Source organism: uncultured Aliiroseovarius sp., assembly GCF_947492455.1.
Lineage (GTDB): Bacteria > Pseudomonadota > Alphaproteobacteria > Rhodobacterales > Rhodobacteraceae > Aliiroseovarius.
In genome coordinates this window covers 298,354-311,222 of record NZ_CANLNB010000001.1, presented here as the reverse complement: position 1 = coordinate 311,222, position 12,869 = coordinate 298,354, and the positions used below count along the sequence as shown (strand labels likewise).

The window sequence follows — 12,869 nt, the reverse complement described above, 5'->3', positions numbered from 1 at the left end:
GTTGAACCGGAGGGATCCCATGCAGTCTCATGCGAAAGTCGTTGTTGTCGGAGGCGGCTGCGTTGGCGCCTCGATCCTGTATGGGTTGACGGAACATGGGTGCTCGGACGCGGTGATGTTGGAGCGCACGCAGCTGACGGCGGGGTCCACATGGCACGCGGCGGGGCTGTTGGTGACCTTTGTGCGGTCGCACAACGTGTCAAAAATGACGCTGGAAACGATCCGGATTTATACCGAGGTTGAGAAAAAACTGGGCGCGTCGGTCGGCCTGAAGAAGGTCGGGCAGCTGCGGGTCGCCAACACGCCGGAACGCTGGGACGAATTCCAAAGCTATCTGTCCGTGGCCGAGGCCGCGGGCGTTCCCTGCAAACTTCTGACCCCGGAAGAAATCGCCGAGGTGCATCCGCTTCTGAACCAAAGCAACAGCATTCAGGGCGGCATCCTGCACACGGAAGACGGTTATGTGAACCCGGCCGACATTACGCAGGCGATGGCGAAGCTGGCCCGTGATGCAGGCGCCAAAGTGTATCAGAACACCGAGGCGCAGAGCTATGAGAAGCTCGACAATGGATTGTGGAAAGTAGTCACTAATCAAGGCGAAATCACCTGTGAACACTTGATATTCGCGACCGGCAACTACGCGCGGGAAAACGCGCGCCGGGTGGGGCTGGACCTGCCCTGCATCCCGATCGTGCACCAGTATTGGACCACTGAAACCGTACCGCATCTGATCGACCGCAAGAAACAGGGGCTGCCCGAATACCCGATCCTGCGGGACGAGGACTACGGCGCCTATTTGCGTGAAGACACGGGCGGCCTTCAGTTCGGCCCTTACGAGTTCGAGAAAGACCTGAAGCTGTTCGCCGAGGACCGCGTGCCTCCGAGTTTTGGCGCCGATCTGCTGCCCGAGGATTTCGAGGCCGTGGAAACCCAGTGGGAACGCGCCATCGACCGTGTCCCGGTGCTGGGCGAGGTTGGCATCAAGGCCAACACCCGCGGCCCGTTCCAGATGACGCCGGACGAGCTGCCGCTGGCCGGGCCTGCGCCGGGGCATGACAACCTGTGGCTGGCCGAAGGCATGCCGGGCGGGATTCTGTGGGGCGGAACCGTAGGCAATCAGTTGGCGCAATGGATCCTGAATGGGCGTCCCGCCATTGATATGTCCGAGCTCGATCCGCGCCGGTTTGGCGACTATGCCTCGAAACGCTGGACGATGGACAAGGTGCGCGAGACGTGGGGCACCCATATGCACGCGCATATCCCCGGCGAGGATCTCTATTCCGCGCGCCCGATGCGCACTGTTGGCTCGTATGATTTGCTGACCGCTAAGGGGGCGGTTTGGACGACCTATAACGGCTATGAGTTCCCCAAATGGTTCGCGCCGACGCCTGAGGAAGCGATTCCGGTTGCGTCTTTCCGCCAGACCCACGCATGGGATCATGTCGCGGGCGAGGTGAAAACGACCCGCGAGGAAGCGGGTTTCATCGAAATGTCCCCCATGACCAAGTTCACGGTGCGCGGGCCGGGGGCGGCGGCGTGGTTGGACGGGTTGATGGCGAACAAGCTGCCCAAAGTGGGGCGGATGACGCTGTCTTTAATGCTGAACGAGCGGGGCGGGATGGATGCCGAATACACCATCGTCCGCGACGCCGAGGATGCGTTCTATCTGGTCTCGACCCCCAACGGGCAGGTTTATAACTGGGACGAGCTGTCCAAGCGCCTACCGAAGGATGGCTCGGTGCAGATGGAAGATGTGTCCGAGCAATACGGCGTCGTCGCGCTAGCAGGTCCGAAATCGCGCGAGATTTTGCAGCCGCTGACCGACAATGACCTGTCGAACGAGGCGTTTCCGTGGCTGTCCGCTCAGATGGGCGAGGTCGGCTATGCCAAGGGCGTGCGCCTTCTGCGGGTCAGCTATACCGGAGAACTGGGTTGGGAAATTCACCACCCCGTGAACTACAACCGCCACATCGTCGATCTGCTGTTAAAGGCAGGTGTGCGGCCCTTCGGGGCGTTGGCGTTGGAAAGCATGCGGCTGGACAAATCCTATCGCGCGATCAACCGCGAGATTTGCAAGGACATGACGCCGTTCGAGGCGGATCTGGGGCGTTTCGTGGCGATGAAAGATCGGGACTTCATCGGCAAAGACGCCCTGCTGAAACAGAAGGAAGACGGCGAACATAAGACACTAATCACGCTGAAACTACCCTTCTGCGAGACATCGGTGATCGCGCACGAGGCGGTCTATCACGACGGTCAGATCGTCGGGCGCGTCACCTCGGGCGGGTTCTCGTACACCTGTCAGCATGACATCGCAATGGCGCTGGTGCCGCAGGAATTGACCGCGCCGGGCACCAAGCTTCAGGTGAAAATCCACAATGAATTGCGCGAGGGCGAGGTGATCGACATCTGCGCCTATGACCCACAGAACCTGCGCCCGCGCGCCTGATTGGATCGTTTCATTTGCAAGAAAACAGTGGACCTCGTCATGTTAGCGCACATACATAGGGACCCAGAATAGAAGTGAGGCCGGCCAATTCCCAAAGCCGGGTCTATTTAAGGGAGTCCCATAGATGAGCGCCTCAGCTTATGTATATCAGTCCATCGCCCAGTCGCTGGTGGATCACAATCATACGACCATGTTCGGCCTGATGGGTGATGCGAACTTGTTCATGGTGGATCACTATGTCCGCGAATGCGGGGGCGAATTCGTCCCCGTCGCGTTTGAAGGTAGCGCCGTATTGATGGCGCTGGCCTATGGCCGCGTGTCCGGCAGCGTTGGCATTGCCACCGTCACCCACGGCCCCGCTCTGACCAACTGTGTCACCGCCCTGACCGAGGGTGTGCGCGGGCGTGTGCCGATGGTGCTGTTGGCGGGCGACACCGCCGTGTCCAACCCGCAGAACCTTCAAAACATCGACCAGCGTGAGACCGTGAAGGTGACGGGTGCCGGGTTTGAACAGATGCGTTCGCCAGAAACCGCATCCTATGACGTGGCGCATGCCATCTACCGCGCGCAGGTCGAAAAGCGGCCCATCGTGCTGAACATGCCTGCCGATTTCATGTGGGAAGAGGCCACGCATGAAAAGCATGTCTTCCCGGCATTTTCCGCTCCTGCGCATGTGCCCGAAGGCGACGATCTGGACGAAGCCATCGGTATGATCGCGTCGGCCAAGCGCCCAATTATTCTGGCGGGGATCGGGGCGAAGGACTCGGTGGATCAGATCATCAAACTGGCCGACCGTCTGGAAGCCCCGCTGGCGACCACGCTGAAAGCCAAGGGGATGTTCAACGACCACCCGTTCAACATCGACATCTTCGGCACCCTCTCGACCCCTGCCGCGTATGAAGCCATCGCCAAGGCCGACTGCGTTGTGGCCTTCGGCACGTCTTTGCACCACTTCACCACCGATAAAGGTGCCCTGATGAAGGGCAAGCGCGTGGTGCAGGTGAATGACACCGTGACCGAGGTGTCCAAGAACTATCACCCCGACGCGGCCTTGGTGGCCGACGCGGGCCTGACCGCCGACAACATCGTCTGGTGGCTGGACGAGGCCGAAATCCCTGCCAGCGGCTTCACAGCCGAACTGGATATGGAGGTTCTGACCGCCCATCCAAAAGGCAATCCCGACAAGGCCGCACCGGGTTTCGTCAACTTCGAATACGCGCTGGACCGTTTGGACGCCGCACTGCCCAAGGATCGCTTCCTGACCACAGACGGTGGCCGCTTCATGACCGAGGTCTGGTGCCGCGTCGACGCCCCCAATGCCGAAAGCTTCATTGCCACGACCAATTTCGGCTCGATCGGGCTGGGACTTCAGGTCGCGATCGGCGCAGGCTTTGCGGTGAAAGACCGTCCGGTCGTCCTGTTTACCGGGGACGGCGGCTTCATGATGGGTGGTATCAACGAATTCAACACCGCCGTGCGCATGAAGCAGGATCTGGTGGTGATCGTCGCCAATGACAGCGCCTATGGGGCCGAGCATATCCAGTTCCTCGACCGGAAGATGGACCCGGGCCTGTCGATGTTCGACTGGCCGTCCTTCGCCGAGATCGGCACCGCGCTGGGCGGGCAGGGCATCTATGTGGACAGTGTCGAGACGCTGGAAAGCGCGATCACTGCGATTGATACCCGCACGAAACCCCTGCTGATCGAGCTGCGGCTGGATCCGAATGACGTGCCGCGGATGCGAATCTAACGCGGGCGTTTACGTACTGAGATCGGTCAGGATCCGGTCCATCATCGCGTCGCAGGCGGCCAGTTCGGACAGGTCTACGCCCTCGTCCGCCTTATGGCCGTCGCGCGCCATGTCGCCGGGTCCGATGACCACTGTAGGGATGCCTTCGGCAGCGAAGAACCCGGCCTCGGTCCCGAAAGCGACCTTGGTGGTGCCTTGGGTGCCTGCCATCTGACCGGCCCAACGGACGACCGGATCGTTGGCGGGCGTGTCCAGCCCGTAATAGGCGTTGGTCTGCGTTATCTCGACCGCGTTGGGACTGCCGAACGCGGCACCGACGCGCTGGGCGATGTTGTTCAACTCGGACAGGATTTCGTCGGCTGGGGTTTGCGCCAGATGACGGAATTCCATCTCTAACACGGCGGAATCCGGGACAATGTTCAACGCGCGACCGCCGCTCATGCGCCCGATATGGACGGTGGAGTAAGGGATCGAATAGGCCGCGTCCGTCGCGCCTTCTGCCAGCCGACCTTGCAGCGCGCGAACCTCGTCGATGAAGCGTGCGGCAACGTGCAGCGCGTTGGTGAAGTTGGGCGCCAGCGCACTGTGGCCCGCTTCCCCATGACAGTTTACCTTAAGCGCTACTTTGCCCTTATGCCCGGTCGCCACCTGCATCGAGGTCGGCTCGCCCACGATCACCGCACGGGGGCTGCCCAGTAGCGGTGCCAGAGTAGGCATCATCTGGCGAATGCCCACACATCCGATTTCCTCGTCATAGGAAATTGCAAGGCTGAGCGGTTCGATCAGCGGTGCTTTCGCAGCACGTTCCGCCATCGCAAGGGCCGAGGCCAGAAAACCCTTCATATCCGTCACCCCCCGCCCATGCAGGCGATCCCCACGGCGGGTCAGGGTAAACGGATCGCTGGACCAATCCTGTCCCTCGACAGGCACCACATCCGTATGCGCAGACAGGCAAACACCCCCTGTTTCGGGGCCAATCCGCGCAAACAATCCGGCCTTTTGACCACAAGGCGAGGGAATGCGCACCACGGCGAACCCGGCGCTGTGCAGCAGATCCTGCACATAGTGGATCAGGTCCAGATTGCTATCTTTGCTGACGGTCGGAAAACCTATCAATCGCTCAAGAATGTCCAGTGTTCTCATGCGGTTTTTCCGTCTGATGCCGGCGGGATGGCATGTCCCGGATAATTCCAGTCACGAATGACCGTTGCGGCGTGGTCGATAAAGGCGTTGACCGTCAGCACGTTGCGCGCGCCTTCGGGGATGATCAGACCCAACTGCATGGGGCGCTGTTCGCCCTTCAAGGGGATGAACACCAGCCGCCGCCCGTCCGGAGAAAGGTCGGAATAGGGTCTAATATTGGCGATTGCATAGCCAAACCCGTTGGCCACCATCGACCGCATCACCGCCATGTCCCGCGTGCGTTCGACAATGCGCGGCTTACGGCCCGTCTGGTCAAAGAAGCTGAGGAAATAGTTGGTGCTGAGCGGAAGGTCCAACAGGACCATCGGATAGTCCAAAAGCTCGGCCACCTCGACCTCGTTCTGGCGGGCCAGCGGGTGGCCTTCGGGTACCATTGCATAGGGGGGCAGGGTGCGCAGCGGCACGAATTCCAGATCCGGCGGGATTTCCAGATCATAGGACAGCGCGACATCGATCTGTGCGCGACGAAGCTGTTCGATCAGGTTCAGCTGGTCGGTTTCAATCTGGCTGACGCGCACATCCGGGTATCTCAGTTCAAACTGCCGCCGAATCGCGGGCAAAAGCACCTGCGCAAAGCTGACAAGGCAACCGATGCTCAGCGGCCCCTGCACGTTGCCCGAGATATCCCCCGCCAGCCGGTTCAGCGCGTCCGCTTCCTGCAGCACCAGTTTGGCTTGCGCCATGAACTGCCGCCCGGCTTGCGTCAGGCTAAGCCCATGCGCGTGTTTGCGCACGAAAAGCGGCAGGCCGAACTCGTCCTCTAGCTGGGAAATCGCCGCCGAGATCGACGGCGACGACACGTTTACCCGCGCGCTTGCCTGCGAGATCGAGCCTTCCTCGCCCACGGCGACGAAATATTCCAACTGACGAAGAGTGAACCGCAAAGCCATCGTGCGATTATGCCTTTCGGTTCACATGGTTCAAGCCCGATACGTGGTCCATTGGATCCAGCATCACCTTTCTACTCGGCGGCGACGACGTCCCGGTCTTGGCGCGCCAGCCAGATCTGGAAGTCACGGATCGTGCCTTCATAGTCATCGCCCGCCAGCGGACCCTCCAGCGCATGTTCGGACCCAAGCGCCACCTGCATGCGTTCCAGTTTCTCACGATCCTCACGGTTGACCTCTTCCCAGAGCTTGATGCGGGCGGCGATGGTCGCGTCGTCCAGATCGTCGCCATAGACGGACATGGTCCATTTCACGCGGATCTCGCCCGCGCTGAGCGGGAAAATAGACAGCGAAACCAATAGGCTGGCCGCTTGGCTGGCCACCTGCGTCGGGAATTTCGCAAACAGGGTCGAGCGCATGCGTTCGTCATCGCTCAGCCCCTCGGCCCCATGTCCGCGTGGCGGGATCGTGGCGGGATAATTCGCGGCGTAAGAGGTGAAATCCTCGCCCGCCAGCAACTTGCGCGCCAGCCCCGTGGGCGTGTAGCCATGCAGCGTCTGCGGGTGCACCACCGACAGGTGGTAGCCTTCCATGAAGTTCTCGACGAGGCACTTCCAGTTGGTCTGCCAGTTCTCTTCGGCGACATGCAAAAGGCGGAAGCCCTCGGTCTCGTAAGGGGCCAGCAACCCGTCCAGATCCGGGTGGTCAAACGGGGCCGCGTTGGTGTCCAGATTGACGTAAATAAAGCCGTTCCACATATGCACATTGTGCCCATGCAGGCGGCAGTTTTTGGTGTCAAACCCAGCGTTTTCCATCCGCGCGGCGCGCAACAGCGCCCCGTCACGGCCATAGGCCCAGGCGTGATAGGAACAGACGAACCGTTTCACATTCCCCCGCCCTTCGGCCAGCGGCATGCCGCGGTGACGGCAGACATTGGCCAGCACACGGATGTCCCCATCATCGCCGCGCACGACGATCAGCGGTTCGGACAAAAGCTGCACGGTGAAAAAGTCGCCGGGCTCGGGGATTTCATCCGCACGGCCCAGACAATGCCAATTCCAGCGCAGCACCGTGGCAGCCTCGTGCTCGAATTGCGCCTGACTTGTGTAATACGCCCCAGGCATGCCCATCGGGCGGTCGGCCGGTAAGGCGGCCAAATCCTGAAGTTTCGTTCTTAAATCACCCATCTTACCCTCCGTTTCCTGTTGCGTTTTGGGGTTATTCGTCGCCGGGCACGCCGTAGGACGGCGCCTCGCGCGGGTCGAGCGCGCGTTGAACATAGGCGTCCAGTTGCGGCTTATAGATCTCCCATGCGGTGGCGATATTTTCGATCGGACAGGCCTCGGTCCAGTCGCAGCGCAGATCGGCGACGGGCCACGCGACCTTGTCGACCAGCATCATGCCAGAGGAATGCACGGGGCCCGCCTCGCCGCCTGCCACCAGCCCCGCGCGCATCGCGGCAATCAAGCGGTCGCCCAGATGGCCGGAGCTTTCCAAAAAACCATCCACAACCGCCTGCGGTACGCCGTCATTCGCCAACAAGTTCCCGCCCGAGGCCACGTCCGGCCCCTGCGCTTGCGTCCAAATCCCAAGGCTGTTCGGCCCAGAATGGATGGCTGTCGCGCCGGTCTTATCCACCGCCAGAACCTGCCGATATTCGATAAACCGGCCCAGATCCTTCACGCCGGCAATCGCCTCGCCTGCGGACATGCCGCCTTGCATCATGTCCAGCGCCAAGGGGCCAAGGGTTGGGTCTGTCACGTTCTGCGAGGCCACCGCGCCGACCCCGGCCCGCGCATAGGCGCAGCGCGCCGCCACCGCAGGGGATGACGACGAGATCGCGATCCCGAACATGCCGGTCTCTGCACAACGGGCCACCAGTGAAAACGTCATCCAAGCTTCCTTTTTTCTTGTCCGAAATATCCTCGGGGGAGCGCGAGGGGGCAGACAGCCCCCTCGCTTGTGTTCAGTCCGGGATTACGGCCGTTCCGTCAATCTCAACCAGCCACTCGGGCCGCGCCAACGCCTGCACCACCAGGCCCGTCGAGACAGGGTGCACGCCTTTGATATACTCGCCCATGGTGCGATAGACGGCCTCGCGGTGGCGCACGTCGGTGATGTAGACCACCACCTTCACCAAGTGCTCCATCCCACCCCCGGCCTCTTCGATCAGCTGGCGGATGTTCTGCATCACCTTGTGGGTCTGTTCGACCGGATCGTGGCTATCGATATTGACGGCATCGTCCAGATTCTGCGGGCACTGGCCGCGCAGATAGACGGTCTTGCCGCCCTGCGTGACCACGGCCTGACACAGATCATTGTCGAGGTTCTGTTCGGGGTAGGTGTCCGAGGTGTTGAACTTGCGAATGCGGGTATGGGCCATTGGGCGTCCCTTTATGTGGTTGTCAGGTGGCGGCGCGACCGGCTTCAATCCGGGCCATCAGATACTGCGCGAAGTCATAGTTGGGGCGTTCAAGGTGGCTTAGATGCCCCGGCACGGCGCGGTCGGACGACAGGCCCTTGAACACTTTCTCTGTGCAGCCGCGATCTTCGACATTCACGTCATCCAGAAGCGCCTTCAGGGCGGCAAAGTTCTCTTGCGCGTCGGCGTCATCGGCATAGTCATCCGACATCCCGCCGCCAAACCGGATCTGTACTTGGCCCGGTCCTTTGGGGTGCAACGACAAGTACCAGAAATAGCCGGGCGTTAGAGTGATCAGAAGGCTGGGATAGATCGCCAGCAGGAAGGTCGTGCGCCGTTCCTCGCCTTTCAGTCGATCATTTGATGGATGCGCCATCGCGATGCGCAGCGTCTCGTCCTTCAGGATGGTGTGATAGTTGAACGCGGGCAGACCCGGCGGGCAGACCATATCCTCGAGCTTCGACAGACCACCAATGGTGCCCGCGTGGCAAACCGGCAGGTGATAACTTTCCATGAAGTTCTCGGCCAGCACCTTCCAGTTGGTGTCCCAGACGTGTTCTTCGTAAAACGCTTCGGTGTAGTTGGTCATGTCATAGCCCGCGACCATGTCTTCGACTTGGCGAAGCTGATCAGATACGTCGGGCGCGTCTTGGTTCAGAGTGATGAACACCCAGCCCAGCCATTCCTGACATCTCACCTGCGGCAGTTGGTACTGGTCCTTGCAGAACCCTTCGTTCAGGGTCATCGCAGGCGCACCGCGCAGGCTGCCATCCAGATTGTAGGTCCAGGCGTGGTACGGGCAGACAATGGCGCGGGCCTTGCCGTTTCCGTGCAGTAGCGTCGACATGCGGTGCAGGCAGACGTTCGACATGGCGCGCAGCTCGCCGTCACGGTCGCGGATGACCAAAACCGGCTGACCGGCAAGCTCGCAAGTGGTGTATTGGCCCGGCTCTTTCAGCGCATCCGCCCGGCCCACGCAGAACCAATCTTTCGAGAAGATGTGCTTCAGCTCTTCCTTCAGGAATTCCTCGGAGGTGTAGACCGAGGGCGGCATGGCATGGGCCTGCTCGAACGGTTCGGCGGTGTTCTGGCGAAGCTCTTCTACGGGGTCGATGTGATCTTTTGCCATCTGTGTATCTCTCTCGTGTAACTTATTCTGCAGCCGAGGACACGACAGCTGCCGGGCCCTCATAGTCCAGATAGGCGCGCTGAATTGCTATCTGATCAGCGACATGTTTGGCGTCGTGCCAGACCCCCCACAGGAAGGTTGATCCGCGTCGGGATTGCCACGGTAGGCCAAGGAAATAGACGTCGGGTTCGACCGAAACGCCGCGCTGGTGGATTGGTGCGCCTTTCTCGTCGAAGGCGTCGAATTTCATCCAGTCGAAATCTTGCCGGAATCCGGTGGCCCAGATGATCGTGGTGATTCCCTCTTTGGCCAGATCAACGGTGCGGATCGGATTGGTCAGGCAGTCAGGATCGGGGAAGGCCGCGCGGGCTTCGGGTTCTTCCGGCAGGGTCAGCCCGGTGCGGTCCAGATAGGCGTCGGCGGCGTCCAGCATCCCGTGATAATTCGCGTCACCTGCGGCTACATTGGCTTGCAGGTCGTCGCGGAAGGTCAGGGTGTTATCCAGAAACCCGTCGGCCATGCCCAGAAGCGTGACGCCTTCGCCTGCCAAGCGACGGAAATCCATCGTGTTGCCGCCATAAGCGCCGCTGACAGCGATGGTCACATGCTCGGTCCCTGGTGCAGGGGCCGCCATATCCCACAAACCCAGCACACCCAGCCACCAGACGAAATCGCGACCACGATAGCGGCGCGGCGGGCGGTCATGCGGTCCGACCGACAGGAACACCTTGCGGCCCGCGCGGTTCAGCTCGTCCGCGATCTGGGCGCCTGACGATCCGGCCCCAACCACCATCACCGCGCCCTCGGCAAGCTGCGCGGGGTTCTTGTAGTGGTTGGAGTGGATCTGAGTGACCTTCGCGGTTTCCGGCACGATGGGCGGGATCACGGGATGCTGGAAAGCACCGGTTGCAGCGACAATGCGCTTGGCGTGAATCTCTCCCTCCGAGGTTTCGATCCGGAACCCGGCTTGACCGGGCAGACGTTCGGCTTTCAGCACCTCGACCCCAGTGCGCACGGGCGCGTTCACCATCTGCGCGTATTCTTCCAGATAGTCCGCCACACGGTCTTTCGTTACGAACGCGTCGGGGTCATCGCCTTTGAACTCAAGGCTGGGGAAGCGGTCGTGCCAAACAGGGCCGTTGGTGACCAGCGCGTCCCAGCGTGCAGACCGCCATGCCTCGGCCACGCGGTTCTTTTCCAAAATCAGATGAGGCACGCCACTGTTTCCAAGGTGTTCGCTCAGGGCAATTCCGGCCTGTCCGGCACCAACAACAAGCGTATCGATGGTTTCAACGGGCATGTGTCTGGTCCTTTGTCTGAATGTCGTCGCGGCGCAATGGAAGGGGTGAGTCGGCCTTCGTCTTGCGGTCGCCCTACATTGTCATTTTGGGACCGACGGGAAAGAAAGTTATAAGTCAGCCTAGGTTAGGTAAAACCTAATGATCGCACTTGTGAAAAAGGAAAAACCTAATCGGGCAGTTGTAAATGCTGGGTGCGCCCTAACCCAGACACAAAAAAACGGGGCGTGACCACGCACGCCCCGGGCTGATCAACGCATCACAAACGGATTGGCCATCGGCTGATCCGAGGTGCTGATCCACGTGGTTTTCGTGCGGGTGTAATCCAACACCGCCTCAAGCCCCGCCTCGCGGCCATAGCCCGACTGGTCATAGCCGCCGAACGGCGCAATCGGGGACACGGCGCGATAGGTGTTTACCCAGCAAATCCCTGCCTTCAGCCGCGAGGACACGCGATGCGCGCGGGCGACGTTTTCGGTGAACACGCCCGACCCCAGCCCGAACGGCGTTGAGTTGGCGATCGCGATGGCTTCCTCTTCCGTGTCGAAGGGGATCAGCGACATGACGGGGCCGAACATCTCGACCTTCAGGGTCTCGATGTCGGTGTTGGGGCATTCCACCAGCGTCGGTGCCATGTAGTTGCCGGGGCGATCCAAGGGCGCGCCTCCGAACCGGATGGTTGCCCCGCCGTCGCGGGCGGCTTGCAGGGTGGTTTCGATGGTTTGCACCTGAGCCGTCGTGCAAAGCGGGCCGATATGGGTGTCGGCCGACAGGGGATCGCCCACGACCACCGACTGCATCTTGTCCTCGATCCGCTGGGCCAGCGCATCAAAGATCGACCGATGCACCAACCCGCGCGACCCGGCCACACAGCTTTGTCCAGACGCACCAAAGTTCCCGGCAATCAACCCATTTGCCGCGCCGTCCAGATCGGCGTCTTCAAACACCAGAATGGGGGATTTGCCGCCCAGTTCCAGCGAGGTCACCGCGAAGTTTTCCGCCGAGTTGCGCACCACATGCCGTGCCGTTTCCGGCCCGCCGGTAAAGGCGATGCGGTCCACATCCGGGTGACGGGTCAGGGGAATGGCGCAGTTTTCTGCGTCCCCGGTGATGACCGAGACCACACCGGGCGGGAAGCCTGCTTGTTCAATCAAACGCGCGAATTCCAGCATCGGTGCGGGCGCGATCTCAGACGCTTTCAGCACCACGGAACAGCCCGCCGCCAAGGCCGGACCCAACTTGGTCGCGGTCAGAAACATCTGCGCGTTCCACGGCACGATGGCGACCACCACGCCGATGGGCTCGCGCTTGGTAAAGACATGCATGTCGGGCTTGTCGATGGGCAAAACCGCCCCCTCGATCTTGTCCGCCAGCCCGGCGTAATAGCGATAGTAATCGCCCACATAAGCCGATTGAGACGCAGTCTCGGCCAGCAGTTTGCCGCTGTCCGTCGTCTCGATTTCGCCAATGCGCTGGGCGTTTTCCTCGATCAGTTCGGCCAAACGATAGAGCAGTTTGCCCCGCTGGGTCTGCGTCATATCGCTCCAGACGGGATCGTTCAGAACCCGGCGCCCGGCGGCAATCGCCCGATCCACGTCCGAGGGCGCGGCACAGGCAAATGTCGCCCAATTTTCGCCTGTCGCCGGGTTTTGCGAGGCCATGACCTGCCCGTCGGCCCCATCGACCCACTGGCCGTCAATGAACAGCTGATAATGCGGTTTTTGTTCCATC

General features: G+C 61.2%; 10 protein-coding genes. 2 read left to right on the top strand and 8 right to left on the bottom strand.

Annotated elements, in window-relative coordinates; translation table 11 throughout:
- Window positions 1–19: 19 nt before the first annotated feature.
- Together Q0677_RS01565 and Q0677_RS01560 are read left to right on the top strand one after the other, a co-directional pair.
- Window positions 20–2,449 carry an FAD-dependent oxidoreductase gene (locus Q0677_RS01565; RefSeq protein WP_298905280.1) on the top strand — a complete coding sequence of 810 codons (2,430 nt, stop codon included), beginning with the start codon at window positions 20–22 and terminating at the stop codon, window positions 2,447–2,449.
- A 124-nt stretch (window positions 2,450–2,573) separates the two neighbouring features.
- A complete protein-coding gene (locus Q0677_RS01560; RefSeq protein WP_298905278.1) occupies window positions 2,574–4,199 on the top strand; it encodes a thiamine pyrophosphate-binding protein in 1,626 nt (541 codons plus the stop codon).
- Between the two features lie 9 nt (window positions 4,200–4,208).
- On the opposite strand, the gene argE is transcribed toward Q0677_RS01560, so the two are convergent.
- From argE to Q0677_RS01520, 8 genes are all read right to left on the bottom strand, one after another.
- Window positions 4,209–5,342, bottom strand: a complete 1,134-nt coding sequence (gene argE, locus Q0677_RS01555; RefSeq protein ID WP_298905277.1) for an acetylornithine deacetylase — start codon at window positions 5,340–5,342, stop codon at window positions 4,209–4,211.
- Window positions 5,339–6,292, bottom strand: a complete 954-nt coding sequence (locus tag Q0677_RS01550; RefSeq protein WP_298905275.1) for a LysR family transcriptional regulator — start codon at window positions 6,290–6,292, stop codon at window positions 5,339–5,341. The genes argE and Q0677_RS01550 overlap by 4 nt, the downstream gene beginning before the upstream one ends.
- A gap of 71 nt (window positions 6,293–6,363) precedes the next feature.
- On the bottom strand, window positions 6,364–7,476 hold the full coding sequence (locus Q0677_RS01545; protein WP_298905273.1) for an aromatic ring-hydroxylating dioxygenase subunit alpha: 1,113 nt from the start codon (window positions 7,474–7,476) through the stop codon (window positions 6,364–6,366).
- 31 nt (window positions 7,477–7,507) lie between these two features.
- A complete protein-coding gene (locus tag Q0677_RS01540) occupies window positions 7,508–8,182 on the bottom strand; it encodes a DUF1028 domain-containing protein (protein ID WP_298905271.1) in 675 nt (224 codons plus the stop codon).
- Window positions 8,183–8,255: 73 nt separating this feature from the next.
- On the bottom strand, window positions 8,256–8,672 hold the full coding sequence (locus Q0677_RS01535; RefSeq protein WP_298905269.1) for a RidA family protein: 417 nt from the start codon (window positions 8,670–8,672) through the stop codon (window positions 8,256–8,258).
- Between the two features lie 22 nt (window positions 8,673–8,694).
- Entirely contained in the window at window positions 8,695–9,840 is a 1,146-nt protein-coding gene (locus tag Q0677_RS01530) for an SRPBCC family protein (protein ID WP_298905267.1), read from the bottom strand.
- A gap of 22 nt (window positions 9,841–9,862) precedes the next feature.
- On the bottom strand, window positions 9,863–11,140 hold the full coding sequence (locus Q0677_RS01525) for an NAD(P)/FAD-dependent oxidoreductase (protein WP_298905265.1): 1,278 nt from the start codon (window positions 11,138–11,140) through the stop codon (window positions 9,863–9,865).
- 249 nt (window positions 11,141–11,389) lie between these two features.
- Window positions 11,390–12,868: an aldehyde dehydrogenase gene (locus tag Q0677_RS01520; RefSeq protein WP_298905264.1), complete on the bottom strand. Its 1,479-nt coding sequence runs from the start codon at window positions 12,866–12,868 to the stop codon at window positions 11,390–11,392.
- Between the last annotated feature and the right edge of the window lies 1 nt (window position 12,869).

Bases quoted from the DNA above. Each gene is read 5' to 3' on its own strand.
- Q0677_RS01545 (WP_298905273.1), bottom strand. From the start codon at position 7,476: ATGGGTGATTTAAGAACGAAACTTCAGGATTTGGCCGCCTTACCGGCC.
- Q0677_RS01565 (WP_298905280.1), top strand. From the start codon at position 20: ATGCAGTCTCATGCGAAAGTCGTTGTTGTCGGAGGCGGCTGCGTTGGC.
- Q0677_RS01535 (WP_298905269.1), bottom strand. From the start codon at position 8,672: ATGGCCCATACCCGCATTCGCAAGTTCAACACCTCGGACACCTACCCC.
- Q0677_RS01520 (WP_298905264.1), bottom strand. From the start codon at position 12,868: ATGGAACAAAAACCGCATTATCAGCTGTTCATTGACGGCCAGTGGGTC.
- Q0677_RS01530 (WP_298905267.1), bottom strand. From the start codon at position 9,840: ATGGCAAAAGATCACATCGACCCCGTAGAAGAGCTTCGCCAGAACACC.
- Q0677_RS01525 (WP_298905265.1), bottom strand. From the start codon at position 11,140: ATGCCCGTTGAAACCATCGATACGCTTGTTGTTGGTGCCGGACAGGCC.
- Q0677_RS01540 (WP_298905271.1), bottom strand. From the start codon at position 8,182: ATGACGTTTTCACTGGTGGCCCGTTGTGCAGAGACCGGCATGTTCGGG.
- Q0677_RS01550 (WP_298905275.1), bottom strand. From the start codon at position 6,292: ATGGCTTTGCGGTTCACTCTTCGTCAGTTGGAATATTTCGTCGCCGTG.
- Q0677_RS01560 (WP_298905278.1), top strand. From the start codon at position 2,574: ATGAGCGCCTCAGCTTATGTATATCAGTCCATCGCCCAGTCGCTGGTG.
- argE (WP_298905277.1), bottom strand. From the start codon at position 5,342: ATGAGAACACTGGACATTCTTGAGCGATTGATAGGTTTTCCGACCGTC.